Below are 26,849 nucleotides of genomic sequence, written 5' to 3'. Positions count from 1 at the left end.
GGCGTTTCTGAAGGATATCAACCGAAAAAAATACCGTCACCTAAAGGGACGGTATTTTGCACTTTATTTTTCATACTACTTTTGACCCTCAAAGAGAACCTTCATCTTCTCATGTAACAATTGAATAGCTAACTGTACTTTATCACTCGGTGTCTCCAGATAACGATCGCCCATCGTCATTTCACAGGAGCACTCTTCCTCGTTTACTACCTTTAGATAAGGTACCAACCCGACACCGGATTGTTCGTAAACTTCCATAAGAAGAGGTTCCACCTTCTCCATTGGTTGAAGAAAATGAAGATGAAACATATTGGACACAGGGATTTCAGGCTTTGTTGTTACTCCTTTACAGGTTTGATACAAGCCAGCCAGTTCAACAGCAGCCTTATAATAAGATTCCATTTTGCCAATCCGCATATCAAAATAATAATCAGAACTAATAATATAAGGATAAAGACTAATCAAATCTCCGCCGTGCCTTCTTTTCCATACCTTCGATTGAATCGTGAATTCCGTTTCTCCTGCGAGGATCGCACCCGCAATGCCTCCGATTCCTTTATAAAAAGAGACATACACACTATCGAATAAAGAACAGATTTCAGCAGCTGTCTTCTGATAGTATGGCATTACTTCAAAAAGTCTTGCTCCATCAAGGTGTAGCTTTATCCCTTTGGATCTACAGTATGAGGAGATTGCCTCCAGTTCCTCGTAGGTCGGGAGCACTCCTCCTATTTCTCTTTGAGGAAGTTCAAGCAGCAAACAGGCTATATCATCAGGCATGTTATGTACATCTTCGAGTGTAATGATCCGGAGCTCATCGGCAAGGAGAATAGATTCAATATGATGAAGTTCCTTAAGTCCATCTTCCTCATGAATTTCAAGATGGCATAGCGGATGATAAGCTACCCTTTTGATCTGTTTTTCATCACACCATATGCGGAGTGCGATCTGCTGGGCCATCGTGCCGCTAGGAAAAAATACAGCAGATTCTTTTCCTAAATAATCTGCCATTTTCCGTTCAAAATCTTCAATGATTGGGCCACCGCCATACTTGTCACTTTGTATGCTTGCATCTATCTGTTTCAGTGCATCTGTAAGCATCTGTACACTTCTGCCAGAATGACCTCCCAAAGGGTACGTTGTCTCAGCATATGCTTCAGGTAGAGAAAGATGTTTAGTATTCATTTGACGAAACCTCCCTATAGTATTAGCGCAATGATCTATCGTCTCTTTCATAATAAATAAATTACATAGGAATAACTACCTGTTCTTCACAACCTATGATAAACGCTCAAACCCTCGAATTGTCAGATGCATAGAATAGGTTAGAAATAATGAAGGGGGTGAACTACATGAGCGAAGGTTACGGTGGTGGAGTTTGGACCAGCACAGCAGCTATTCTTGTTTTGTTCATTTTGCTTGTTATCATCTCTAAGGCTTTTTCGTGGTAATCAGTAAATAACCTCATTGCTATTAACCCAGAAGCTTGTGAACCAGTTCAATCGAAATTATCTTATTCTGGTTCTCGAAGCTTCTGGTGTTCTTTACTATAAAGTACATAAATAGAATTTAATCAATTATTTTATGATAGAATACCGTAGCATCCATATCGCCGTTTGCAGACTTCGCAAACTTAGGTATCATTCCCGAAGCAATATATCCAAGTGACAAGTAGAGGTCGTTCGACGGATCACCTTCTCTTGTATCGAGCACTAACAGAGATCTATTCTCTTTCAAAGCAAGTTCTTCAGCCTTCTTCATTAAGGTGCGGCCTATTCCTTGTCTTCGAGACAGCGGATGTGTCATCAGTTTAGCAATTTCTGCTCTATGTAACCTCTATCGTTAACGTAAGATTCATCTAAACGCCTCCTATCTTTTTCTAGCGTAATCATACTTCAAAGACTATAATTCGTATAACGAATCTTATGTATTACTCTCATTCATTTTATCGATTACAGGAGACAAAAGATGGATACAGGTCAATTAGAAGCATTTCTATGTATATGTAAAGCGGGGATATCCATCCTGCCTTATGCAGAGAGAATGCTGCACTAAACCAGCCCACCAGTGAACCATTTATACGCCTATTACCTACAGATCACAAAGAAAACGAAAATGTAAGACTAGCTCTTGAACTTCTTGGCGTTACCTCAAAATAAAACAAGCGTCTCCTCTGTAGTAAAGAGAACGCTTGTTTTTTGATACCTTTATTTTTTCGGCATTTGTGTAAACAGCAAATTGACAGGAAGGTTACTTCCCGGTGCAGCTGTCAACAAAATTTCTACTTTTTGCTCATAATCACCGGTACGATACAGAACCGCTTGCTCATTCGGAGCGCTGACTTGACCTTTGGAATAGATAGCAGTAATGTCTCCATTTACCATCGCATAACCAGAGTACTTTCCTCCACGTGGGTTAAAGGAGATTAATGTATTTGGTGCGACGCGATCCAGTGTAATTTTGTATAAGACACCAAAGTTACCTGCATTGGATGCTTCTACACCCATCATTGGATCCATTCCGGTAAGGTTTGGATCATCTTGATTATCACCCAAAGGAAGACGCTGCGAAATTGCTCCTACAGGTTCTGAATAACGAATAACACGTGTGGAATTCGGATACGTTCCGCGATTGTGAACGCCATCTCGATCAAGAATTGGCAACTTATCAAGAACAGCTAAAGGATCCAGCTTTTCATCAATCATAATGACATTGTATTGTATCGGATAATCACTGCTCATATCCGAGAATAACGAGATAACGCCACCTGGTTTCATCACAGATTGATTCAGTTCAGTCATAACAAGCTTGCTTTCGCCAGGTGCCAGCGTTACGGATGAACGTTTACTTCCATCTTGCATGGACTGGAAATAACGTTCAACAGAAGATTTACCCGCTGCAGTCGCGATTGGGCTCGGGCCCGCAAAACCAAGGTTTTCTGTTTTGATGGTGGCTGGTGTAAAGTTCGTGTTGGTAGCAACAACGTACATTTTTACATTTTTGCCTACATTGTTCACATGGTGAATCATGAATCGAGTGTTACCCACAGCTGTTTCTTGGTATACAATACCTTCTGTGTTGACTGTCTCTGGGCTGTTACTACGAATCAATGTGCTTGGCTCATCATTATAAGTGTAGGCAACTTTCGGCCATGAAGGAACTGCTGATCCATCAAATACAAATTTTTCGCCAGCCGGCAAAAACATACGGTTAAACTCATCTTGACTGTAGAGTGTATCGCTAGTAACAACAATCGTCTTTTCATAGGATGCAGTTTGGCCACTATCGTCGGTTACCGTAAGACTAATTGTTTTTGGACCCGGAGTGAAAAATGCATAAGCATTGTTATTCCAATCGTGTTTTACAATTTTTCCGTCATCTGTACTTTGATCCGTAATCGTAATGAATTCACCCATTTTGTACTCTTCTTTATCCGTTGTAAATATAGCGACTGGTGGAAGATTAGGCTGTTTCACTTCGATCGTTACTGTATATGGATCACTCCATGTACCGTTGGAATCCTGAACGGAATAAGAAACTGTGTACTTTCCTGCTGTTGCAAAAACATCCTGTTTCCCTTCCCATCGTTCATCTACAATGGGTAATCCTTGCGGAGAGGAGGATTCTGTGGTGTATGTAACTTCCGTTTGTCCTGCCATAATCTCACCAGGCTGAATTGTGAACTTGGCAACGGGCTTAGTCGCCAGATTCATTATGACTCTTTTGCCTACGTTATCGACTTTATATTTAATATCCAAAGCCGCTGTAATCGCGGTCAGAGGAACCATAAATGTATTTTTCGTCTGGTAGGAAGTACCTTTCATCGTTTTAGTAACGCCATTTACGGTGTATTTGCTGCTGTCTGTCTTGAAACGAAGTTCATTCACACCGCTAACAATGACCGTTTCCTTCGTTTTCTTGTCGTAGCTTACTTTGTAACCTACACGATCCACAAGGGCACGAATGGGAACGTAGGATACTCCTTTTTTTACTTGCATCGGCTGAGGAGCGTTATAAGTAACTCCACCTTGTTCCATTTTGGTACTGTTAAAATAAAGAATGAGATCGGTCGGTGCTGCTTGATTCGTTACCGTTGTTTCCTTTGTTTCTGTTGTCTCGGCTGTTTCTGCTGCATTATCCTCACTATATACTTCCTGTGATACAGTTGCGTTAGGATAGACAGTAGTACTTGCCTCTGCACTTACCGGAATCGCTGTTGCCACCTGGGACAAAGCTAAAACGGTCAGCATTGATAGTTTCTTCAGTTTCATGCTTAGACTCCTTTTGATTCTATTTTCTATTCTCTTCGAATGCATCTACTATTAGACGCTCATTACCGGAAAAAGTTTCTAATTAAATGGTATAAAAATAGGTTAGTCTACAATATGTTCCAAAAAACTCTCTATTTATTTATTTTATTCTCCTAAATTAAGCACTCAATAATAAAAAAGGAACAAACAAAAATCGTTCGTTCCTTTCAACGCTAACTGCTATACGTGTATCGTCCTTACTTCCTCTTGCGGCAATTTCATTAGTTTCTTCATACTTACATAATAAGCGATTCCTAGTGGAATAACGGCTCCTATCCAAGCAAGGGGATTGGCGAGACTTGCGCCAAGAAAACCAATTTGTGCGGTTAAGAATATGGCTGCAACTACTCTCATTGCAAGTTCCATAATTCCCGCCACAGTCGGAATCATGCTCTGACCAAGTCCTTGTAATGTAAACCGATATATGAACAGTAAGGAGAGCAGCAGATAGGCGCTTCCATTCGATATAAAATAAAGCCGTGATAAGGATAATATTTCTTCTTGATCAGCGCCTACAAATAGCCCTACACCCGCTGGTCCAAATAATATGACGAGTATGCCGACAACTACACTGAAACTCCCGGATACCCAAATACACTGTCTAACGCCAAGGCGTATTCGATCCAACTTGCCTGCTCCATAGTTTTGAGCTACGAAGGTTGCCATCGTAACACCAAATGAACTCATGGGAAGTGTGGCTAACATATCAATCTTCTGGGCTGCGGTATAAGCGGCAACTGACGCGGAACCCAGTCCATTTAGCGTAATTTGAAGTATAATGGCTCCAATTGCAATGATCGATGCTTGAAATCCCATGGGAAAACCAATCGTTAAATGCTCTTTAATTAATTTCTTGTTCATTTTCCAATCTGCATTCTTAAATTGAAGCAGAGGAATCCTTTTATGGATATAGTAAAGGCATAACACACTTGCGGTAAGCTGAGCGATGACCGTAGCAAGGCCTGCACCTGCTACACCCATGTTAAATACGAGAATAAAAAGAAAGTCGAGCGCAACATTCACCACACTAGCGATAACCAGGAAGAGAAGCGGTGTTCTGCTATCGCCAAGCGCACGCAATAAATTGGACAATAAATTAAACATGACGGCAGCACCTATCCCCCAATTGATGACAATGAGATATCGATAAGCATCGTCAATAATTTCTGGAGGAGTCTTCATCATGATCAACACTGGCTTCGTAAAGATAACACTTATAATCGTGAGAAAGATTGTAAATACAGCACTAATGATCATGCTGGCCCCCACACTTTTTCGTATCCCTGTAATGTCGTTTGCCCCATATCTCTGTGCTGTGACAATCGATAAACCAGCTGTCATCCCTTGTACGAACCCGATTACAAAGAACAGGATGCTTCCCGTAGAACCCACCGCTGCAAGTGCGTTCACACCGATCGTTCGACCTACAATAAACGTATCCGCCATATTATAAAACTGTTGGAAAAGATTACCGATGATTAGCGGAATGGTGAACGCGATGATCAATTTAATTGGATTGCCCTTCGTTAAATCTTTCATGGTTTCTCCTTAGCTATGTACTATGAATCTCTTGGTATCTCGTGGTATTCTAACACATATTTTTACAAATAAAAGCCCCCTAATGAAATCATTTCATTAAGAGGCTGTTGTAGTTTTCTTATATGCCAAATTGCACTCTTTTTTCACGATCTGGATCTTGCACCACTTTCGTCGCCGTATTGAAGATCATAGTAGACCTCTCCTCTTTCGTGTAGGGAGGCCACATCAGGTCCTTCAGGTCTGGTGATTCTCCTTTTGCAAAGGCAATCCAAGCATCCTGCATATGGTACGCCAGTTTTTGCATAGAGTCATTTGGGATGATCTTCATCGATTTAAGGAGGTGTAGATTGTTAAATACAAAGACGATTTCAGCTGCATGAATAGCCTTGTTCAATAGTGGATGACCATTTAGTGCCCAATCAAAACGATACATATACACTGGGGCATGTTCCGTCTGTGCCGCCGCAAACAGGACGGAAGAACGCCAGAAGTAAATATCCGTCATCAGCTGTGCCTGGCCATCGGTTGTTTTGGGATAGCGGTAAGCAATTCCTTGTTCATCCCTGATCCCAGTCATCAGTTCCATAGCTTTCACGATATCGTCATCATGAACGATAGGAGTGTCTGGACGGATAAACAAAGCTCCTTCGTCAAGATTCGTTCCGATAAGGAGCCGGACACCACCTGCATCCCCATCCTCGATCGCTTGAATAGGAGATTTCGGAAGTGTCGCTTGATCCACGACAGGCTCAAACAGCAAAGCAAGGCCTGCACCCGTCTGTTGTTTTAGCCGTTCTCCTGCAGCTAAAATTTGCTCAGCTGGTAAGGTTTTCAGTTGGTGTACCTCTGCAGAACTGACACCGAGGGTCTCCAGCATTCCAGCAGTGACCTGAGCCGCTTGTTCTGCGGATAAATGCTGCGAGGCACCGCTTTGCATGATTGTCTGTTTGAATAGTCCTTTTGCTTTTGGCATCGCTAGCAGAGCAGCGATGCTCATACTTCCTGCAGATTCACCGAAAATGGTAACTGCGTCCCCGTCGCCTCCAAAAACAGCAATATTGTCTTTCACCCATTCTAATGCTGCAATCTGGTCAAGTAGGCCAGCGTTGGATATAAAAGATTCACCAAGCGGTGATAAATGCATAAACCCAAAAGGTCCCAGACGGTAGTTAATCGTCACGACGATAACCTCTCCGCGCTTCACGAATTGTGTTGCATCATAGAACGGAGTACTGCCTGACCCGGTAACAAATGCCCCTCCGTGTATCCATACCATAACAGGCAGCTTCTTACCTGAATCATGTTCGGGTGCCCACACATTTAGATAAAGACAGTCTTCTGACTCCTCCGGTTTATAACCGGGAATACTGAATAAACCATCTTCCATTCTTGGCTGAATACTCTCTGGCCCAAATTGAAAAGCCTCTTTGACTCCTTCCCAAATATCAGGATGTTCAGGAGCTTCAAAACGCAGCTCGTTTACTGGAGGTTTGGCATAAGGTATTCCCTTCCAGACGGATACTCCATTTATATTTTGTCCTTTTAGCACACCATATTTAGTACTTACTTGAAGCTCTCTCATCTTCGTATTCATCCTTCCTGTCATAACAAAAAGCACTGTTCAATGAGATGTACAAATGGATTACGATGTAAATCATTAGTTACACCCTGTACTCTGAACTTGTGCCCTCGTCATATTGCCGTAATTTATTGATTTGCTTTACGTATTCTTTGCAATTGGCCAATATGTCTAATTTCATGATAGGCAATAAAATGTGCCCACTGATTGGCATTTAGTTCAAAGCCAGCAGGGTGAGGATATTTCAAATCGTTCGTGTTTCGTTCTCCAAGCTGATGAATGATTTGTTTCGATACAGCTCGAATCTCATTCAGCTTATTTATCGCCTGTTCATAGCTCAGCTGACCACTAGGTCTAGCAGGTGCTGGCGATTCTAACTTTTTTTCAATAATACCGCTCTCTTTAACAATATCCATAACATCCGTTTTCTTTTCGCTCAAAGGTTCAGACGGAAGAATCGGTTCAGCAACAAGGGCCTTTCCCAATTGATACTGGATCATTGCTTCAATCTTTCCAAGATGGTCGATTACTTCGGTAACACTCCAGCCTTCTTTTACTTCTCTAAGATCTTTCTCGTCAGGCCCGAAAGAATCTAACACTTCAAGCAATTGATTTCTTACCCCGTCCATATAAGGGATGATTTCGCTAAACTGTACCATACTTATTCCTCCGATTCATTTTCATATTCCGAATGAGAGCATTCATTGTAGCCGCTTGTTGAAAGGCGGTTCCATGATGACCAAGAAGAGTGAGCTGGCGTACGTAGGCAAAAGAAAGCTGAACCCACCTTTTTCACCCCAAATTTTTATACTCCGGTGTTTTCTTCAACTGCTCGAAAAAATGTTGTTTGGCTTTCCGGTAACTTTCCATGTCTTTTCCGTCAAAGGAAGCTTTCAACTGATCATATTGCTCTCGGTACCCTTCATTTATTAATAGTACGTCCCGGAACTTATGGAAAACATCAAATTCAGAATGACATACGGTCAGCTGAACTCCAAGTGGCAGAATCGTATCATTCGTATAGAAAGAACGAAAAGAGGAGGTCTGCACGCTTCCTTCATTCAATTGATATAAAGCATTCAGTACACAAACCGCTTCTTCAAATTCTTCCTTCTGTACTCGAACCTGAATATCAACGTCACCTTTAGTTAGCGTGCCAGGGATTGCCGAACTTCCTACATGCTGAATGTCTGCATGCGGAAGTCGTTCCTTCATCTTCTCATTTTCCTGCCAATATAGTTCTATGGCCTTATCGTTATATTCATTCCTTGCAAAACTCACAGTTTCCATAATGCTTCCTCCTCTGAAATAAAGAATAGCAATGAATTCTATCAATTTAAACGAATAGCCGGATAATCAAACATTCTAAGTAAGAGTGAGATACTCCTTCTAAATTGGTAAATAATGACGTTATATTCTATAATCTAGTAACCGACAAGAGGGGATCAGGGAAGGGAGTGTTAGAGTTAGATGTTTTTGAAAATAAAAAAAGTAGATGCACCGATCATCTGCATCCTTTGTTTTTTTATGATCTCCAGCATTCTTTTGATACATAGTGGAATTCAATATAAACTGGAAGAGTTTGCTGGATCAGAATTAAAAATGTTCTATTATTACCTGCTAGGTTTTGCAGCTTTAATCATCACTGCTTTATTTCCCTACAAATTAATCCTGAAATATTATTGGTATATTTATGGAGCAGGAATTTTATTGCTTATGTATGTTACATTCTTCGGCAAGGTCATCAATGGATCTAGAGGTTGGATCTCAATTCCTTATTTATTCAATGTTCAACCTGCTGAGGTATTTAAAATCATACTTATTATTAGTGTCGGCGGAATCCTCGCGAAGCAGAAACATGAACTGACCTTCTGGAAAAATATTATCCCCGTTTCGCTAGTAACGCTGCTGCCCTTTCTCTTGGTTCTAAAAACAAATGATATGGGGAATGCACTCAGTTATATTGTCATTTTGATCGGTATGTTATGGATGGGGAATATAAAAAATACGCACGCACTTATTATCTTTTTACTGATGGCAGCAATCATGGTAGGTGGACTGAAGTCTTATATTACGTTTCACGATCAAATTGCCGCCTACTTATCTGAAACAGAAAAAGGACACTGGCTTGATCGAATTGATCCATGGCTTATGCCAGAATCCGCAAGCAAAGATGCTTCTTATCATACGAATAATGCCAAACTTGCGATCGCTTCCGGAGGATTGCTTGGGAAAGGGTATATGCAAGGCTCAATGGTCCAAGCAGGTTATGTTCCGTATACCTACTCGGATTCCATTATTGTGGTAGCGGCGGAGGAGTTTGGATTTTTAGGTTTATCTCTGTTGTTATTTCTTTATTTCATTCTTATCTATCGACTCATATGTATTGCCTTGGAAAGTGTAAACAAAGAAGGTCCAATTCTGATTATTGGTGTTATCGCAATGTTCATCTATCAAATTTTCGAGAATGTTGGAATGTTTATCGGTCTTATGCCTTTAACAGGGATTACGTTACCTTTTCTTAGTTATGGAGGTTCCTCCCTCATTATTAATATGTTATGCATCGGCATTGTACTCAGTATTCGAGTAAATGATGGCGAATCAGACGAGGTATTTCAGCCCAGCAAAAACTTAAGTGCTACCGTAAACTGATTATTGAAAAGGAAGCTTAACCGAAACAGAAGGCCGAAAAGCCTCCTTATGGATTTCATCTATGATTATCATAATATTAGTAATTATATGGATGAGAAGCGCTTCAAACCAAGCAAACCCAATCATAGGTCTCTTGCTATCCACTTTTTATGGTTTCCGCACCTACAAGGAGTGGAAGTATAACCGGGCATCCAATAATCATGTAATATTCCTTATTTTGCTCGTAATTGCTATCATGTTTACGTTCATTATGTTTCTTTTTTGGCTGATGTATCGCACTATATATTAAAATTGACCTTAAAAGCATCCATCATAAAAGGGACACGTTCTACGTGTCCCTTCGTTCAGCTTATTAGCTTCAACTGTGCCAATTCCATAGTTCTACGTCTTCTACCAATTTCGTTATATCCGTGTTCCTGCAATGACTCGAACCTTCTCACTTGTTAAGTGGACGGTATTGATTAGCTAAACGATTTAGGAAAATCGATACCTGCTTCGGGATATTTCTCTTATTCGGCTGCACCCATCCCACATAAGAGGAAGACATCTCTGGAATCGCGAGAGGTAAGGTTACGATTTCAGTGCTAGAGAAATCTGCATGTTTGCTAAATGACAAGTCAAAACCAATCGTAATAGCAACATCTTCTCGAACAATTTTCTGGATGACAGAGGTCTGATTTGTTGAAAATAACAAATGACCTTTCCCATAAGTTTGCTGTAGATCCTCGTAAAATTTCTGCAGAAGTTCGTCTTTATATAATACAACCGGATACTTCAAAATTTCTTCTGGCGTAATGGAATTCTGTAGGGCGAGTGGAGATTGCCTACTTACTCCAACAACCATGTGCTGCTTAATAAGCTTACCAAAAAGTAAGGAACTATGCTGTTTGGTAAGCTCTTCTTCAAAAATAATAAGTCCCACGTCAAGACGATCCGCTTTAATCTCTTGAATGATATCATGTGTGCCCATCTCAAATAATTCAAGCGTGACATCAGGAAATTTTTTATTAAAATCAATAATTGCATCGGTATAGATCAACGTTGGAAGTGGAATCGTCGCAAGTCTAATTACACCTGTAAGCTGCTCAGAACGGTCCTGGGCTTCTTTCTTCAGTTCATCAAATGCATCGAGCACCCGGTATGCTTTGGATAAGATTCGTTTTCCATCCTCTGTTGGAACGGCTCCTGCACGAGATCTTTTGAACAAAGGAAAACCTAATTCGTTCTCCAGACTCGTAATCGACTGGCTGACTGCAGATAATGTAACATTACAAGATTCGGCTGCTTTTGTAAGAGAGCCTGTTTTGGCTGTCTCCGATATATATAAAAGTTGATCGAAATTCATAAATCCTCCCTTTGGATTAAACTTAAGTATAAATTAACTATGGTTCAAATACTTTAAATATGATTAACACTATAATGAGTATATACTGAATCTAAGCTAAACAAAAGCAATGATCTATTTCACAAACTATACCCATTGCAGGTGGTTATTAGGATGAGTAACGAAAAAAGAGTTGCCGTTATTACAGGTGGAGCGAGTGGAATCGGCCGTGAAACCAGTCTTGTTTTTGCTAAAAAAGGAGACCGTGTCGTTGTTGCCGACTTTAACGAGACTGGCGGTAAAGAAACCGTTGCAATGATAGAGAAAAACGGCGGTGAAGCTACATTTATTCAGGTTGATGTGTCCAATTACGAGAGCGTAGAATCCCTCATAGAACAAACGGTTGGGATGTACGGTCGTATTGATGTGATGTTCAACAATGCTGGGATTGGAACACCGACTCCTGTTGCTGACCTTGATTGGAACTCCTACCACCGTATCATTAATGTCAATCAACACGGGGTAGCACACGGTATTGTAGCAGCGAGCAAAAAAATGAGAGAACTTGGTTCCAAAGGTGTTATTATTAATACCGCTTCCGTATTTGGATTCCTTGCTTCTCCAGGTACGTTCGCTTATCATGCAACCAAAGGTGCCGTTATTATGATGAGTAAATCAGCTGCATTAGAACTTGCACAATTTGGTATTCGTGTCGTTGCCGTAGCTCCAGGCGCCGTTGACACTCCAATTATTCAAGGTTACAAAGATCAAGGCCTAGCTGATGAAATGGCTCGTAAAGTAATGGGCGGTCAATTGACTCAACCCGAAACTGTTGCTAAAACCGTATATCTCGTTTCCTTAGAAGACGCGGATTCAATTAACGGCAGCGTAGTAATGGCTGACCAAGGTTATGCTTCCTTTAAATAAAAGGGTTCCCCTCATTCGATTAAAAAAAGATGACTTTCGGTCTTCCGAAGGTCATCTTTTCATTTATCTTGCTAATGTATATTCGCTTTATACTGGGATGGGGTGACTCCAGTCCACTTTTAACGAGTTCATTCTTCCACTCAAATACAACCATTCGATGTTCTTTAGCAATACGCTGAAGACTCACCATAAACGGAGTTGCTCTAAGATGGACTTCTTGCTTACTAAGATAAGAGTTCATCTTAAACATGTCAAGCCAGCTATCAACCAAATCAAGTGCTTTTTCATAACTTCCATGTCGAAGATCATCAAATATATGTTGTTCTACTTCTTCAAACCACTCTATGTCAAGTAGAGCTTCTTTTGCAGGAATTATCCCTCGATTTTTCCTAGCTTTTGTCATGCTGAGTATGATTATTCCAATCCATGCGACACTGCTGCCTAACTTTATCCTGTTTAACAAACTGGATATGTTAAATAATCTATTTACATTGATCCTGCCGTACTCGGCATTTTCGGAGTGATATTTAAAATCATCTTCCCAATCACAAAACCTGCACTCGCTACAATCTGCGTGCTGAATTTTATTAGTACTTGGAATGAATTCATTATGGCGAACACGTTTCTGACAAGCGAGGATATAAAGACAATTCCATTCTCGATCATGAAATTTGCCGGAGAGTATTCTTCTAACTATGGAGCTCAGTTTGCTGTCATGACGATAATTGCGCTGCCGACCATTCTGATCTACCTCTTGTTCACAGAACAGATGACAAAAGGGATCACGGCGGGTGCAGTAAAAGGGTAATCCTTGCTCTAAAGACCACCTCATTCATCGAATGAGGTGGTCTTTTCTCTTCAAGTGCCTGATTCAACTCTTACTTCATTTGATGCCTTCGCACGATGGCTCCTATTGTTCTACTAAATCCTCCGAAACCTCAGCTTGATCTAAGATAGCTGCATTGATGCCGTTAATAAAAGCGATCGCACTTGCCTTAATGATATCCGTATCCATGGCTCGCCCGGTGTAAGTTTTCCCCTCATAGGTGAGCTGGAGATGCACACGCCCAACCGCTTCTTTTCCTCTGGATATACTATTTATTTTGTAATGAACTAGCTGAACATCGAGATTTGTTAATGTTTTAATGACGCTATATAACGCATCGATAGGTCCGTCACCGATTGAGCTTCCTCTCAGCACTTCTGCCCCTCTTTTAAGTTCAACACTGGCTGTTGGATACTGGTCATTCGTCACAACTTGGAAAGATGTCAGTTCATATAAATGTCCTCTAGTTTCCGGTTTGTTCAAATGTTCAGTAATCAGATAAAACACATCATGGTCATACACTTCTTTTTTAGCATCCGCCAGTGTAATGAACTGCTGGAACAAGAATTCAAATTCTTCAGAGTCGGATACGGAAAATCCCATGCGCTCCACCGCATTTTTAAACGCATGCCGCCCGGATCTCGCAGTGAGTATGAGCTCCATCTTCTCTCCGCCCACTTCCTCAGGTGACATAATCTCATATACATTTTTATCTTTCAACAAACCATCCTGATGAATGCCAGAGGAGTGAGCAAACGCATTATCACCCGTAATCGCCTTGTTCACTTGGACATCCAGCCCCGTTAAATGGGTTAACAATCTGGAAGTTTGCAAGATCTCTTTCGTATGAATTCGGGTCGAACAGCCATAAAAGTTTTCTCGCACTTTGAGTCCCATTACGACTTCTTCAAGAGATGTGTTACCGGCTCGTTCACCCAGCCCATTGATTGTACACTCCACTTTTTCCGCACCATTCTTAATTGCACTCAGCGTATTTGCCGTTGCCATACCCAAATCATTGTGGCAATGAACGCTTAGAATAACTTTATCGTTTAGATTCTTGAGACGTTCATTAATTCTTCTTACCAAATCACCAAATTGTTCAGGAACGGCATAACCAACCGTATCAGGGACGTTAATGATCGTCGCTCCTGCTTTGACCACTGCCTCAATCGTTCTCCATAAGTATTCAAAATCGGACCGTGAAGCATCCTCTGTCGAATATTGCACTTCTGGAAGCAGCGTCTTCGCATATTTCACCGCATCCACACCCATCTGCATGACAGCATCCTCTGAGCGGGCAAATTTCTTCTCTAGATGAATATTTGAGGTTCCAAGCACGATATGGATGAAAGGATTCTGTGCCAGTTTAATACTTTCATAGACTGCATCGATATCGCTTTTCACTGCACGTGCAAGTGCAGTGATGGAGATTTGATCTCCTACTTTTTTGGCAATTTGCTGAACCGCATGAAAGTCACCCTGGGATGAGGCAGGGAAACCTGCTTCGATCATGTCTACATTAAGACGTTTCAATTGCTGCGCAAATTCAATTTTCTGCAAAGTGTTCAGTTTCGCTCCAGGAACTTGTTCTCCATCTCTCAGGGTCGTATCCAGTACCAATACATTACGGTTTGTCATTAAGATTCCCTCCTCAAGGAAAATATGAATGTAATCCATTTTATGTGAACACGAGGTTTGCTAAACCCGGAATTTAGCAAACAAAAAAACCCCGTCTCTGTAATAGAGACGGGGTTACCCGCGGTACCACTCTAATTCATCTCATATCCATTACTTACGAACGGATATGAAACAATCTTTGTTCGATGGCTATAACCATCTATCCCTGTAACGGCGGAAACCCGGCATACCTTACTATATTCAGGCAGCTGTTCATAGACGAGTTCAAAGTGATCCCTGCTACCGTTTCGCACCTACCAACGGCTCTCTGAAAGAGTTCCTCACTTCTACTATTTCTAATCAGCACATTTGAATTTTCTATTGGTTAAATGGAAGTATATTGGTATTCATTTCCTTTGTCAACCCTGAATCACAGTAGCTGATTCCATAGTTAAAGCTTCAGATGGCTGTTTCTCCATCGTTTCTGCCTTACGCAAATACTTTTGACCTCTCCATCTCACATAAGATAAGATTCCCCTCAAATACTCATCAGCGATCATACAAGAATAGATTCCGATCAGGCCAAAGCCAAGATGAATTCCTACAAAATAGGACATTCCTGTCGCGATGATCCACATAGAACCGAGTGAAATATACATCGTAAATTTGGTGTCGCCGATTGCATTTAGCGAGTTTCCAAGAGCCATATTCAGCATTTTGCCTGGCTGTAGAATCAGGTTCATCCCAAGCAGGGAAGCACCAATCGCAATAATGGTTTGATCATTCGTAAATAGACCAAGAAGCTGTTTTCCAAAAATAAAAAGGATAAATGCGTTTACAACCACATAAATCGCTCCGACCCCTAACGCACGATATGCACTACGATAGGCTTCCCGAATTCGACCTGCCCCGAATAGATGGGCAATTTGGATCTGTGCAGCCATCGCGATGGAAGATCCAAGCAGGAAACAGAACGACTCCAGCGTATTCATATACGTACGGGCAGCAAGTTCTGCGGCACCGAGTGTCGCAATGAACGAGTAAATAATGAGCTGAGAGAATACCCAACAAGACATGTTCACACCAAGCGGCCAGCCAATTTTCAGTATTTCCCCGAATAAGGGCCGATTAAAAACGGCGAGCTCTCTCCATTTGATCCGGTAATCAAAAGATCGTAGGAACATCATTAGTAGTAAGATAACGGCGAGCAGGCGACTCGCGACGGTAGATATAGCCACACCCGTTAATCCCCACTGTGGAAAGCCAAATGCTCCAAAAATAAATGCATAATTCAAAAACACATGAAGGACATTCATCCCGAGAGCAACATACATAGGACCTTTCGTATTACCTGTGTTCCGAATGACCGTACTCATCGTTGCCATCATGGCAATCAGAACCATCCCACCACCAACAATAGAAATATAAATACCTGCAAGCGATAGCAAATGATCTGGTAATTGCAAAACAGTTGCAATGGACTCTGGCGCAGCAATTAAAACTACACTACATACGATACCTAGAAGGGTCGTGACGGTAAAAGCCATAATTCCAATTACGCGTGCATCCAACTTTTTATCTGAGCCTAGCTTCTGTGCTATCAGTATTCCTGCGCCACTAGCTACGGTGGTAAAGAGAACCGTCATCGCTTGAAATAGTTGATTGGAGAAACCGACGACAGCCACCGCATCATCCGAAATACGACTGACCATCAAGGTATCCACTGCACCCAGAAGGAACTGCAGAAATAACTCAATAAAGATCGGCCATGCAAGCACCCACAGGCTAAATTTTTTGTTATCCATATCTAGTATTCCAACCTCCGATGAAAAGTAACTATGCAAGTATAAATTCATTATAAAGCGCTTTAACTTTTCAAATTATAGTTGGTATAATGGATTTATAATATCATTTTCTGAACTCATAATTATAAATTTAAAACCTTCAATACATCGGAAAGGGCATACATATGACAATACTACATTTCACAGTGCCTCCCCTGCCAGAGTATATTATCAGCGGTCTTTGTAAAGCCCCTGATGCAGGTAACAGCCCAACCGAAAGAACATTGGTATTTTTGACCTTTTGGTTGTGATCCATGGTCAACTCGATGTGATGGAGAACGGTGAAAATTATGAAGTAGAATCAGGTATGTATCTTATTTTGAGACCTGACGCACATCACTATGGGACCAAGGAATGTTCTATAGATACTACCTATTACTGGCTGCACTTTCAAACGAGCGGGGAATGGAGTGCTGATAAGCTACAGATCCATCAGAAGGAAGACGTTAATGAACTTCAAATCATGACCCCTAATTATTTTACAATTGAAATCCCTCAATGTGGACGCTTGTCGCAAATGGAACGTACTGAAGAACTGCTGGAGACGTTAACAGGGCTCGTGCAAAGTGGGCATCAGTCGCAGGCGCTCTGGAAACAGCAGGTCCTTTTTCAAGAACTGATTGAGCTCCTTGCTGCTACCGGGGAAAAATCCAAGTCCTCTCCATCTTCTGCCTGTGCCGAGAAAGCTGCAAGTTACTTGCGCAAGCACTTCAGAGAAGAGTTCAAAGCACAAACTATGGGAGTTCAAATCAATTTTCATCCCGTCTATATTGCTCGCTGTATGCAAAAAGAGTATGGATGTTCTCCTGTTGAATACCTTTTGCGGTATCGAATTGAACAGGCCAAGCTTTTACTTGTACAGACGGATTACACTATTAGCCGTATTGCAGAGGAAGTAGGGTTTAACCAAGCCGCTTATTTTACCTTATGTTTTACCAAACAAGAAAAAATCTCCCCTCGAAAATATCGCCAACGATTTTTTATGGATTAAAAAAAGAGGCAATCTCTTACTCTATAAAATTAAAGACAAGGAAATAGATTAGAATACATTCATATCAAGAGATTGTCTTAAATGCCACTTATTATCTAAAACACGAATATTACTCTTCTCTTTTTTCATTAAAATACTAAATAATATAGAGAAACCAAAACTATAATCTCCATAAAAACGAACATTATAATAAATTTGTTATTTTATGTTCGTTTCCGCCTGATTTAACCTCTTGAAAATCATATTCCACATTTGATATATTTGATATCCTCGATAACACCGTTGTTATTGGGAAAATTAATGTTCATGAGGTGGCATAGTGAATTATTTGTGGGGTTCGTTAGGGATTTTATGTATTTTGGGCATATCGTTTCTTTTTTCCACCAACAAAAGAAAAATTAATTTCCGTACCATTGCAGTTGCTTTAGCCATTCAAATTTCATTTGCTTTTATTGTTTTAAAATGGCCATTAGGTAGAGCTTTTCTACAAAAGGTAACGGATGGGGTCAATGCAGTAATCGGATACGCTAACGAAGGAATTAACTTCTTGGTTGGTGGGATTTATACACCTGAATCAGGCATTACCCATGTTTTCTTATTTAATGTTCTAGGTATCATTATTTTCTTTTCTGCTTTAATATCCGTTTTATATTACTTAGGTATTATGCAATTTGTGATCAAATATGTTGGAGGCGGACTTTCTAAATTACTTGGGACTAAAAAAGCTGAATCTTTTTCCGCAACTGCAAATATCTTTGTAGGTTGTACAGAAGCTCCTCTCGTGATTAAACCTTTCATTGATAAATTAACTACTTCCGAATTATTCTCCGTTATGGTCTGTGGATTGGCTTCAGTATCGGGTAGTGTGTTAGTAGGTTATTCTTTGCTTGGTGTACCTTTAGAATACTTACTTGCCGCAAGTGTTATGTCTGCTCCAGCTGGATTAGTACTAGCTAAAATCATGATTCCTGAAACTGAACAAAGTCAAGAAGATGTTGAAGGATTTGAAATGGCAAAAGATGAAGAATCATCAAATGTGATTGATGCTGCTGCAAATGGTGCATCTACTGGTCTTCAACTTGCTCTTAACGTTGGGGCTATGCTGCTTGCTTTCATCGCTTTAATCGCTCTAGTTAATGGTATTTTAGGTTTTGTAGGAGGTTGGTTTGGATTTGACCAATTATCCATTGAGCTGATTTTGAGCTATCTATTTGCTCCTTTGGCATTTATCATTGGCGTTCCGTGGGATGAAGCTTTGATAGCAGGTAACTTTATCGGTCAAAAATTAGTAATTAATGAGTTTGTGGCATACAGCAATTTCGCTCCAATTATCGATACTTTATCTCCAAAAACAGTGGTGATTATAAGCTTTGCACTTTGTGGTTTCGCTAACATTTCTTCCCTAGGAATTTTACTCGGAGGACTTGGCAAACTGTCACCTAAACGCAGACCTGACATCGCTCGTTTAGGTGTAAAAGCCATCATGGCAGGCGCATTAGCTTCTTGTTTAAGCGCCGCTATTGCAGGTATGATTATCGGTTAATAGAAAAACGACATTACTTTCTCAAAGTAATGTCGTTTTTTCTTCTACTTATTCACTATCAAGTTCAATCGTATTTAAACTTGCGTATACATGAGGTTCAAAACCTTCTGAAGGTTCCCCTTCTGGGATCGTAACGTGAAAAACAAATCCATTACCATCCATTTCTTTTACAATATATTGATGTGACGTCCCATTCGCTTCTTCTTTTGCAGTAAGGAACAGTGTCGAATCCTTCATTGCTTCAGGTCTCTTCTCTTCTGTAAGTTCTTCAACGGTACCATACTCAGAGAGCTGGTTCGTTCCTTCTTCTTTAAGAGATTCAAGGTTAGCACCCGAAGAGAGTTTCTCTACTTTCACTGCATAATTGGGATCCACGTCCATCGTTAATAAACCTGTCTCTGGATTAAAAGTGAAACTATCAAACACATATAGGGAATATCCATCCGCCGCTGGAATCAGACTCGCTTCCTTCTTCTCCGTCATGCCTTCTAGAGTAAGCGTTAGTTCTTTCGTTTCAGGACGACTTTCCGAATCTGTGTTTCCTTCACTTGAGCCTGTGCCACTGTCTGAACCTGTCTTCGTAATCTCAGCAAGTACTAACTGTTTTACATTTTCTTCCCCTTCGATTGCCTTCTCTTCATATTTGATTGAAACGGTGTCGTTCTCTTGAAGACCAGCAACCGCCTCTTGCAAGGATTCGTCAAATTGGAACTCTGTCGGCTCCCCGTTATCAAGAACAATTTCTACGGTATGCGGATCTGCCAGTCCAGTAAATGTTCCACTTGCTTCCTTCAGATTCACTTCCGGCTCGGAAGGCCTATTACTCTCCTGATCTGAACCAGGGTCTGGTGAAGGACTGCTCCCACCATTCTGCCCACAGGCTGCCAGCATAAGTGCTAAGAGTGCAACAAGAACAGCTGACCCTCTTTTTGTGCCATTTCTCATAGTAACACCTCCTTATGTTAAATAAACGCGAGGAAGTACAAATGAGTTGCGTTTAGTACGTATAAATCTATATATGATGAGACAACTAGTAGCTCGCATACCTATTCGATGCCCAGCCTCCTTGAAAAATCAACCTTTTCTTTTTTGAACTGAATAAGCTATAATACCAAAAGAACCAAACATCCTACGTTTGTTTTGAAGGAGGGTGAATATGCTAAAGAAAACAAGCCGTCAGTCGCTGACAGAACAGATCGCTGATCAGATTGAACAATTGATTGAATCGGGTGAATGGCCTGTAGGGAAGCGAATTCCGCCTGAGCCTCAATTGATGGAAGAGCTGCAAGTTAGCCGCAATACGCTAAGAGAAGCCATTAAAGCGTTGACTCATGCAGGACTCTTAAAAACAAGACAAGGGGATGGAACCTATGTCTCTGCTTCCAGCGCTCTTGGTCCTGTTTTACATAAACGGGTTCGAAAAACGGATTTTATCCGTTCTCTAGAAGTACGTTATGCATTGGAACGGGAAGCGGCCTATCTTGCGGCAGACAGAAGAACAAAGCAAGACCTTGAACAAATTCGTTCCTGTCTCGATCATCGAAATGAAGCAATACGTAATGAGCAATACGAAGCTTTTGCCGAGTGGGATGTAGAATTTCACCGGGCAATTGTAGCCGCAACAAGAAACGACCTTCTTATGGATCTATATGAACATGTTACAGGTGCGCTCAAAGAAATTGTCACTGAGATCTCTGTTATCTCTGGTATCGATGATCACTTTCAGGATACGCATGAACAACTGATGAGAGCAATAGAAGAGCAAGATCAAGCACGAGCTGTAGATGCTGTCCATAATTACATCGAAGAATCTAAACTACATTTTATTAAACATGGAGGCAGCAGTAATGAAATCAACTGAAAAAACCGCTTCAACGCGGCTGGAATGGAGAATGAGCGAAAGTTTCATTCTTGTATTAGCACTTATTCTAGTAGGAGCTAATCTAAGGGCTCCCATTACTTCCATAGGACCTTTACTCGGTTCAATTAAGGAATCCACCGGAATTTCTAACACCTTAGCAGGCATGATTACAACGGTCCCTCTGCTAGCCTTCGCTATTCTTTCCCCGTTTGCATCGAAACTGGCACGCAAGTTTGGCATGGAAAAGGTTATTTTATGTGCGTTACTATTTATAGCTTTTGGAGCAATTGGTCGAACCTTTTTCGGTGCGGGATCTCTTTTTTTAGGCACACTACTCGTCGGACTTGGTATTGCGGTATGTAATGTTCTTTTACCCGGCTTAGTCAAACAAGAATTCCCTGATAAAGTGGGGGTGATGACCGGTGCTTATACCCTTTCTATGAATATATGTGGTGCTCTCGCCTCGGGAATCAGCATTCCTCTGGCAGTTGGGCTTGGAATTGGCTGGAAAGGTGCTCTCTCCTGTTGGGTAATCCTTACCCTTCTTGCCATTGTGAGCTGGTTACCGCGTATGAGATCAGTACGCCGTAGTGCAGCTGTTTCTGCATCTTATGAATCTCACGTGAACATGTGGAAGTCTCCTCTTGCTTGGCAGATCACGATCTTCATGGGACTTCAATCTTTTATTTTCTATAATATCGTTACTTGGTTGCCAGAAATTCTTATGGACCGGGGAATGGTGGCTGACACAGCGGGATGGATGTTGTCCCTCACTCAGTTTGCTATGTTGCCATTTACCTTCCTCGTACCGATCCTGGCAAGTCGGATGAAGAGTCAGCTTCCGCTCGTGTATGTCACTGCCCTGCTGTATACCGCAGGTATTCTGGGTCTAATCTTCGGAAATACGGCCCTCGTTCCTCTATGGGTTTCACTCATTGGAATTGCAGGCGCCTTTTCCTTTGGTCTCGTTATGATGTTCTTCAATCTTCGTACCAAAACGGCTGGGGAAGCAGCCGAATTATCAGGAATGGCCCAGTCCATTGGGTACCTCATGGCGGCAGTAGGTCCTATGATGTTTGGTTATTTGCACGATATAACGGCTAATTGGACAATTCCACTTTTACTATTGTTTGCAGCGAGTATGATCATATTCCTCTGCGGGCTAGGGGCTGCCAAAAACAGATTCGTTAGCGAAAATAAATAAATTGTAAGTTGTGAAATAAAAAGAGCGTATTCTCTTCGTACTCCTAGAGATACGCTCTTTTTTTATGTTTTAATCATTCACTTCAATAGCGATCCCAAAAACGTTGTTTTGCCATCGCTTCCGTAAATTCCTTAGAAAAAGAATCCGGAGAATGCTGAATGATAACGCCCGGTTTACCCACGACTCCAAGTTCCCTAAGCAATTTCTCTCCCGAAGGCGAACTGCCAATCGGCTTAAAATGATTATACGATTCCACAATAAATGCTCTTGCCCTATTGTTAAAATAGGGATCTGCGTTGTCACTGCCAACAAGGTAGAGCCCATCATACAAGAGCGGAGAACCGGTAAGAAAACTTGCATTTACTGTCCACTGCTCTCCTTTATCATCTCGAATCATCCCATTTCTAACACTGACAATTACTGGTTTTAATCCCGATCTTATTAACTGCTCGAGGATGCGTCTCGTCTCATCTCCTTTAAATCCTTCATCCACCATCACGCCTACTTTCAGTGTGTTTGGAAGGAAGCGAGTATTCGCCATACTAAGTGCTGGACTCGAATCCGTTACAGGAGACTCTGGAACATCCGCAGGTTGTAATGTCAAATTCTCACCAACACGTACAGCGAGCACCCTGTCAATATGAGCCAGCATATCCACGAGTTTCTGACGTACTTCGATCGAATTTACTTTGCCCAGTTCAAAGGAATAAGCATCAATGATATGGTGTTTCTCCACTTCGCTCATGCTGTTCCAGAACAATTTAGCTTGTGAATAGTGATCCTGAAAACTAGGGGCTGTTGCTCGTACTTTGTATCCATTAACTAAAGACGGATAAGTTACAAAACCTCCTTCCGTTCCGGGAACGGTGAATGGAGTATTATCAGCGAGTGAATTTTTATGATAAGCAACTTTTCCTTTGTCAATGACATATCTAGCGTCTCCATCCCTTTGGTTATTATGAACTGGACAGACAGGTCTATTAATGGGGAGTTGTTGGAAATTAGTTCCAACACGATAGACTTGAGTATCTGTGTAAGAGAATAATCTGCCTTGTAGTAATGGATCATTCGTAAAATCGATCCCTCTTACGATGTTACCCGGATGTAAGGCAACTTGCTCCGTCTCAGCAAAGACGTTATCCACATTTCGGTTAAGCGTCATCTTGCCAATGATACGAACAGGAACAATCTCCTCTGGCCACAGTTTAGTCGCATCTAGAATATCAAATGTAAATTTAAACTCTTCTTCTTCCTCAATGACCTGCACACCCAGTTCCCATTCGGGAAAGTTACCTGCTTCGATATTTTCCCAAAGGTCTCTTCGGTGAAAATCTGGATCTGCTCCTCCCAACTTCTGTGCCTCATCCCATACTAAGGAATGGAGTCCGAGTAGAGGCTTCCAATGAAATTTGACGAACCTCGATTTTCCATGCTTATTCACGAAACGGAAGGTATGTACGCCAAACCCTTCTATCATCCGGAAGCTGCGCGGGATCGTCCTGTCCGACATAATCCAGATGGACATAGCAGCGGACTCCTGGTTAGAAGTGATAAAATCCCAGAACGTATCATGTGCGGTCTGCCCTTGTGGAATTTCGTTATCCGGCTCCGGTTTCAGCGCATGAATCAGATCAGGAAATTTAATTCCGTCCTGAATAAAAAAGATGGGGATGTTATTACCTACTAAATCGAAAATCCCTTCCTCGGTATAGAATTTGGTTGCAAAGCCGCGTACATCCCGATTCGTTTCGTTGGCTCCCTTGGAACCTGCCACTTCGGAGAATCTAAGAAATACAGGGGTTTTCACGTTTGGATCTTGCAGAAAATGGGCCATTGTCAATTCTTCTTGAGATTCATATACTTGAAAAACACCGTGTGCTCCGTACCCCCGAGCATGAACCACTCGTTCCGGAATACGTTCTCGATCAAAATGAGTCATCTTCTCACGCATAAGAAAATCTTCAAGCAACGTAGGACCACGATCGCCTGCATTTAATGAATTTTCATCATCTGAGATTTTGACTCCCTCATTAGAACTAAGCGGTTTACCGAAATTTTCACGAACAAACGGCTGTAACTGTTCTGTTTTTTTGTTCTCATTTTTCCGATCTTCGCTCATGTAATCACCTCAACATTATATTTACGAAGACATAAGTAAGATCATTACTACTAATTCGATTTTATAAGCCTTTACTAATCCTAACCATTTATTGCTTGGACCTTGTGCAAATACAAAAAAACGAAGACCAATGTCTTCGTTTTGCTGCTTTTACTATTAAATTGCACCCTACCTTCTAACATCAGGAGAACAGTCCCACCATTGTAGCTGTCAATATCGAAACCATCGTAGCTGCAAGTAGCATTTTCAGTCCAAAAGTAGCTACGACTTTTGCCTTTTCTCCATTCAAAGCTTGAATGGAACCAGAGATGATCCCAATGGAACTAAAGTTTGCAAAAGAAACGAGGAATGAAGAAACGACAGCCACGGTCTTCGGGGAAAGCTGACCAATTAACGGTTGGAATTCAAGCATAGCTACAAATTCGTTGGTTGCAAGCTTGGTCCCCATAATGGTTCCTGCTGTTCTCACCTCTTCCCCAGGAATGCCCATCATATAAGCAATTGGACTGAATACATAGCCTAACAACTGAGTAAAAGACAGCCCGATAACTGAACTAAGTAACCCATCGACGAGAGCTATCAGACCAACATAAGCTACTAACATTGCAGCTACGATAAGCGCTATTCTCCCCCCATCAAGTGCCCCTACGGATACGGCTTCAAAAAATGATTTCGAAGTAGTGGCATCTTTAATGTCAATTACCTCTTCTTCTACTTCTTTTGTAGGGGCGATAATGGAAGTAATAATTAGCCCAGACAGTGCATTCAGCATCATAGCTACCAGAACATACTGCGGAGGAATCATGGTGATATATGCACCCATGATCGAAGCGGATACACTCCCCATCGCAACAGTGGATACTACAAACAATTTATTATCATTCATTTTATCCAGATGAGATTTAATGGCTAAGAACGATTCGGATTGTCCGAAAAAAATACTGTTTACACTGTTGAACGTAACTACTTTTGATAATCCAGTAATCTTAGCCAAAGCACCGCCTATGTATTTGATTGCTATTGGCAATATTCTGATATAGGTAAGGATCGAAAGAAGTGTGGATGTGAAAATGATCAGCATAAGAACGTTAATAAAAAACACGCTGCCATCATCCGGTACGAGTCCACCAAGTACAAATCGAATTCCTTCATATCCATACTCAAGAACGTTAGAAACACCATTCGAAATAGCTTCCACAATTGTGTTACCAAAAGTCGTTTTGAACATCAGCAAAGTTACCAAAAATTGAATGACAAACAATACGCCGATGGCCTTGTAGTTGATATTCTTTTTATCGTTGCTCATTAGATAGCTGAGCCCGAGTAATAACAGTATTCCAACGATACCGATGAGAACTGACATGAATAACAAGCCCCTTTTTCCAGAAGTTTTATTGTCTTTTCGGGTAATGGCACACAAAAAAGACCACCGCACGATTACATATCGTATGGTGGTCATATTGACTCTTATTTATTCTTTACTATAAAAATCAATTCATAGTTGAGTCCAATGAAGATGCCTATAATTTTGCACGAACCTTTTTAAATGATATCAAGCGGTACCTTGTTAGAAGGCGCTGGGAAAGCATGATCGAGTTGTTCAAGATCCTCTTTCGTCAGCATAACTTCATACGCTGCTGCGTTCTCTTTTACATGCTTTTCACTAGAAGATTTGGGTAAGGCAAGAACTTGTCCAGATCTTACACACCAAGCAAGTAGCAACTGAAATGGGCTGATGTTGTGCTTCGCCGCTACTTTTGTAACGATCTCATTTTGTACTAATTCCTTCCGCAAACTGCCTCCTTGTGCTAAAGGGGAATACGCCATGAGCGGGATGTTCCGTTCCTTATGCCAAGGCATGAGATCCACTTCAATCCCTCTAGAACCGAGGTGGTACAGCACTTGATTTACCATGCAATGATCTCCATTTTTTACTCGTAACAACTCCTCCATGTCCTTCGTATCGAAGTTCGATACGCCCCAGCGGGCAATTTTCCCATCTTCTACGAGGCGTTCCATTCCTTCAACCGTCTCTGCAAGTGGAATGTCACCTCTCCAGTGTAGCAAATACAGATCAAGGTGATCCGTTTTTAATCTTCTAAGACTCTGTTCACAGCTCGTAATCATCCGGTTTTTTCCCGCGTTATGCGGATATACTTTGGACACAAGGAATACTTCATCCCGTATCCCGTGAATGGCTTCACCCACTAATTCCTCAGACAGACCCTCACCGTACATTTCGGCTGTATCAATAACATGCATTCCGAGTTCAACACCCCGTCTGAGTGCTGCTATTTCTGTATTCCTTTTCGATGGATCATCTCCAATATGCCATGTCCCTTGCCCTATTGCCGGAAGCACTGTACCATCTGGAAGCTTTACCGTTTGTCTTTTGATCATGTTCATTCATCCTCTCTCATGTTTTCGTTATGCAGATCACGGCAGACTGATCTCTATGGTGATCTTGCTCATTTGCCTTTCTGCAATGGTGAGTATAAGATAATTTGTTG

At 41.3% G+C, this 26,849-nt stretch carries 22 protein-coding genes, 2 pseudogenes and 1 other annotated feature; of the genes and pseudogenes, 9 read left to right on the top strand and 15 right to left on the bottom strand.

Annotation, left to right across the window (positions count from 1 at the left end):
• Positions 1 to 75: 75 nt before the first annotated feature.
• Positions 76 to 1,185, bottom strand: a complete 1,110-nt coding sequence (locus KFT32_RS13715) for a threonine aldolase family protein (protein WP_211747784.1) — start codon at positions 1,183 to 1,185, stop codon at positions 76 to 78.
• 167 nt (positions 1,186 to 1,352) lie between these two features.
• Here KFT32_RS13715 and KFT32_RS13710 point away from each other — a divergent pair, with 167 nt between their 5' ends.
• Positions 1,353 to 1,451: a YjcZ family sporulation protein gene (locus tag KFT32_RS13710; protein ID WP_211747783.1), complete on the top strand. Its 99-nt coding sequence runs from the start codon at positions 1,353 to 1,355 to the stop codon at positions 1,449 to 1,451.
• Between the two features lie 118 nt (positions 1,452 to 1,569).
• On the opposite strand, the pseudogene KFT32_RS13705 reads toward KFT32_RS13710, so the two are convergent.
• From KFT32_RS13705 to KFT32_RS13680, 6 genes and pseudogenes are all read right to left on the bottom strand, one after another.
• A pseudogene (locus KFT32_RS13705) lies at positions 1,570 to 1,833 on the bottom strand (GNAT family N-acetyltransferase); the annotation flags it as partial.
• A gap of 374 nt (positions 1,834 to 2,207) precedes the next feature.
• On the bottom strand, positions 2,208 to 4,271 hold the full coding sequence (locus KFT32_RS13700) for a stalk domain-containing protein (protein WP_211747781.1): 2,064 nt from the start codon (positions 4,269 to 4,271) through the stop codon (positions 2,208 to 2,210).
• 219 nt (positions 4,272 to 4,490) lie between these two features.
• Positions 4,491 to 5,849, bottom strand: coding sequence for an MATE family efflux transporter (locus tag KFT32_RS13695; RefSeq protein WP_211747780.1), 1,359 nt, complete (start codon positions 5,847 to 5,849; stop codon positions 4,491 to 4,493).
• Positions 5,850 to 5,967: 118 nt separating this feature from the next.
• A complete protein-coding gene (locus tag KFT32_RS13690) occupies positions 5,968 to 7,431 on the bottom strand; it encodes a carboxylesterase/lipase family protein (protein ID WP_211747779.1) in 1,464 nt (487 codons plus the stop codon).
• Between the two features lie 125 nt (positions 7,432 to 7,556).
• On the bottom strand, positions 7,557 to 8,087 hold the full coding sequence (locus KFT32_RS13685) for a DinB family protein (protein ID WP_211747778.1): 531 nt from the start codon (positions 8,085 to 8,087) through the stop codon (positions 7,557 to 7,559).
• A 133-nt stretch (positions 8,088 to 8,220) separates the two neighbouring features.
• Positions 8,221 to 8,718, bottom strand: a complete 498-nt coding sequence (locus KFT32_RS13680) for a GrpB family protein (RefSeq protein WP_211747777.1) — start codon at positions 8,716 to 8,718, stop codon at positions 8,221 to 8,223.
• Positions 8,719 to 8,898: 180 nt separating this feature from the next.
• On the opposite strand from KFT32_RS13680, the gene KFT32_RS13675 reads away from it, so the two are divergent.
• Positions 8,899 to 10,080 carry an FtsW/RodA/SpoVE family cell cycle protein gene (locus KFT32_RS13675; RefSeq protein WP_211747776.1) on the top strand — a complete coding sequence of 394 codons (1,182 nt, stop codon included), beginning with the start codon at positions 8,899 to 8,901 and terminating at the stop codon, positions 10,078 to 10,080.
• Between the two features lie 34 nt (positions 10,081 to 10,114).
• A pseudogene (locus KFT32_RS27675) lies at positions 10,115 to 10,369 on the top strand (hypothetical protein); the annotation flags it as partial.
• A 147-nt stretch (positions 10,370 to 10,516) separates the two neighbouring features.
• Here the strand turns inward: KFT32_RS27675 and KFT32_RS13665 are convergent.
• Entirely contained in the window at positions 10,517 to 11,425 is a 909-nt protein-coding gene (locus KFT32_RS13665; protein ID WP_211747774.1) for a LysR family transcriptional regulator, read from the bottom strand.
• 153 nt (positions 11,426 to 11,578) lie between these two features.
• Between KFT32_RS13665 and KFT32_RS13660 the strand changes: the two genes are divergently transcribed.
• Positions 11,579 to 12,331, top strand: coding sequence for an SDR family NAD(P)-dependent oxidoreductase (locus KFT32_RS13660; protein WP_211747773.1), 753 nt, complete (start codon positions 11,579 to 11,581; stop codon positions 12,329 to 12,331).
• 19 nt (positions 12,332 to 12,350) lie between these two features.
• On the opposite strand, the gene KFT32_RS13655 is transcribed toward KFT32_RS13660, so the two are convergent.
• Positions 12,351 to 12,734 (bottom strand): hypothetical protein, encoded by a 384-nt coding sequence (locus tag KFT32_RS13655; protein WP_211747772.1) that lies wholly within the window; start codon positions 12,732 to 12,734, stop codon positions 12,351 to 12,353.
• A 207-nt stretch (positions 12,735 to 12,941) separates the two neighbouring features.
• Here KFT32_RS13655 and KFT32_RS13650 point away from each other — a divergent pair, with 207 nt between their 5' ends.
• Positions 12,942 to 13,139 (top strand): ABC transporter permease family protein, encoded by a 198-nt coding sequence (locus KFT32_RS13650; protein ID WP_349304909.1) that lies wholly within the window; start codon positions 12,942 to 12,944, stop codon positions 13,137 to 13,139.
• A 102-nt stretch (positions 13,140 to 13,241) separates the two neighbouring features.
• Here KFT32_RS13650 and KFT32_RS13645 read toward each other — a convergent pair whose 3' ends face one another.
• The gene (locus tag KFT32_RS13645) at positions 13,242 to 14,798 is read right to left on the bottom strand and encodes a 2-isopropylmalate synthase (protein ID WP_211747770.1); all 1,557 of its coding nucleotides are present in this window, start codon (positions 14,796 to 14,798) and stop codon (positions 13,242 to 13,244) included.
• Between the two features lie 101 nt (positions 14,799 to 14,899).
• Positions 14,900 to 15,150, bottom strand: a binding site (T-box leader).
• A gap of 46 nt (positions 15,151 to 15,196) precedes the next feature.
• Positions 15,197 to 16,582 carry an MATE family efflux transporter gene (locus tag KFT32_RS13640; RefSeq protein WP_249435878.1) on the bottom strand — a complete coding sequence of 462 codons (1,386 nt, stop codon included), beginning with the start codon at positions 16,580 to 16,582 and terminating at the stop codon, positions 15,197 to 15,199.
• 286 nt (positions 16,583 to 16,868) lie between these two features.
• Here KFT32_RS13640 and KFT32_RS13635 point away from each other — a divergent pair, with 286 nt between their 5' ends.
• Together KFT32_RS13635 and KFT32_RS13630 are read left to right on the top strand one after the other, a co-directional pair.
• Positions 16,869 to 17,612, top strand: coding sequence for an AraC family transcriptional regulator (locus KFT32_RS13635; RefSeq protein WP_481856335.1), 744 nt, complete (start codon positions 16,869 to 16,871; stop codon positions 17,610 to 17,612).
• 319 nt (positions 17,613 to 17,931) lie between these two features.
• Complete coding sequence (locus tag KFT32_RS13630; RefSeq protein WP_211747769.1) at positions 17,932 to 19,155, top strand: NupC/NupG family nucleoside CNT transporter; 1,224 nt, start codon at positions 17,932 to 17,934, stop codon at positions 19,153 to 19,155.
• Between the two features lie 48 nt (positions 19,156 to 19,203).
• On the opposite strand, the gene KFT32_RS13625 is transcribed toward KFT32_RS13630, so the two are convergent.
• Entirely contained in the window at positions 19,204 to 20,100 is an 897-nt protein-coding gene (locus KFT32_RS13625; protein WP_211747768.1) for a hypothetical protein, read from the bottom strand.
• Positions 20,101 to 20,311: 211 nt separating this feature from the next.
• Between KFT32_RS13625 and KFT32_RS13620 the strand changes: the two genes are divergently transcribed.
• A complete protein-coding gene (locus tag KFT32_RS13620; RefSeq protein ID WP_211747767.1) occupies positions 20,312 to 21,016 on the top strand; it encodes a FadR/GntR family transcriptional regulator in 705 nt (234 codons plus the stop codon).
• Positions 21,003 to 22,220: a CynX/NimT family MFS transporter gene (locus KFT32_RS13615; protein ID WP_249435877.1), complete on the top strand. Its 1,218-nt coding sequence runs from the start codon at positions 21,003 to 21,005 to the stop codon at positions 22,218 to 22,220. The genes KFT32_RS13620 and KFT32_RS13615 overlap by 14 nt, the downstream gene beginning before the upstream one ends.
• A gap of 82 nt (positions 22,221 to 22,302) precedes the next feature.
• Here the strand turns inward: KFT32_RS13615 and KFT32_RS13610 are convergent, their stop codons facing one another.
• The 3 genes from KFT32_RS13610 to KFT32_RS13600 form a co-directional block, all read right to left on the bottom strand.
• Positions 22,303 to 24,339 carry a catalase gene (locus tag KFT32_RS13610; protein WP_211747766.1) on the bottom strand — a complete coding sequence of 679 codons (2,037 nt, stop codon included), beginning with the start codon at positions 24,337 to 24,339 and terminating at the stop codon, positions 22,303 to 22,305.
• 181 nt (positions 24,340 to 24,520) lie between these two features.
• A complete protein-coding gene (locus KFT32_RS13605) occupies positions 24,521 to 25,702 on the bottom strand; it encodes a NupC/NupG family nucleoside CNT transporter (RefSeq protein ID WP_211747765.1) in 1,182 nt (393 codons plus the stop codon).
• Positions 25,703 to 25,881: 179 nt separating this feature from the next.
• Positions 25,882 to 26,739 (bottom strand): aldo/keto reductase, encoded by an 858-nt coding sequence (locus KFT32_RS13600; protein ID WP_211747764.1) that lies wholly within the window; start codon positions 26,737 to 26,739, stop codon positions 25,882 to 25,884.
• Positions 26,740 to 26,849 lie beyond the last annotated feature (110 nt).

Source organism: Paenibacillus sp. Marseille-Q4541 (assembly GCF_018310695.1).
Taxonomy (GTDB): Bacteria; Bacillota; Bacilli; order Paenibacillales; family Paenibacillaceae; genus Paenibacillus.
The sequence above is the reverse complement of the archived record's forward strand: the minus strand, read 5'-3'. Positions and strand labels throughout refer to the sequence as shown.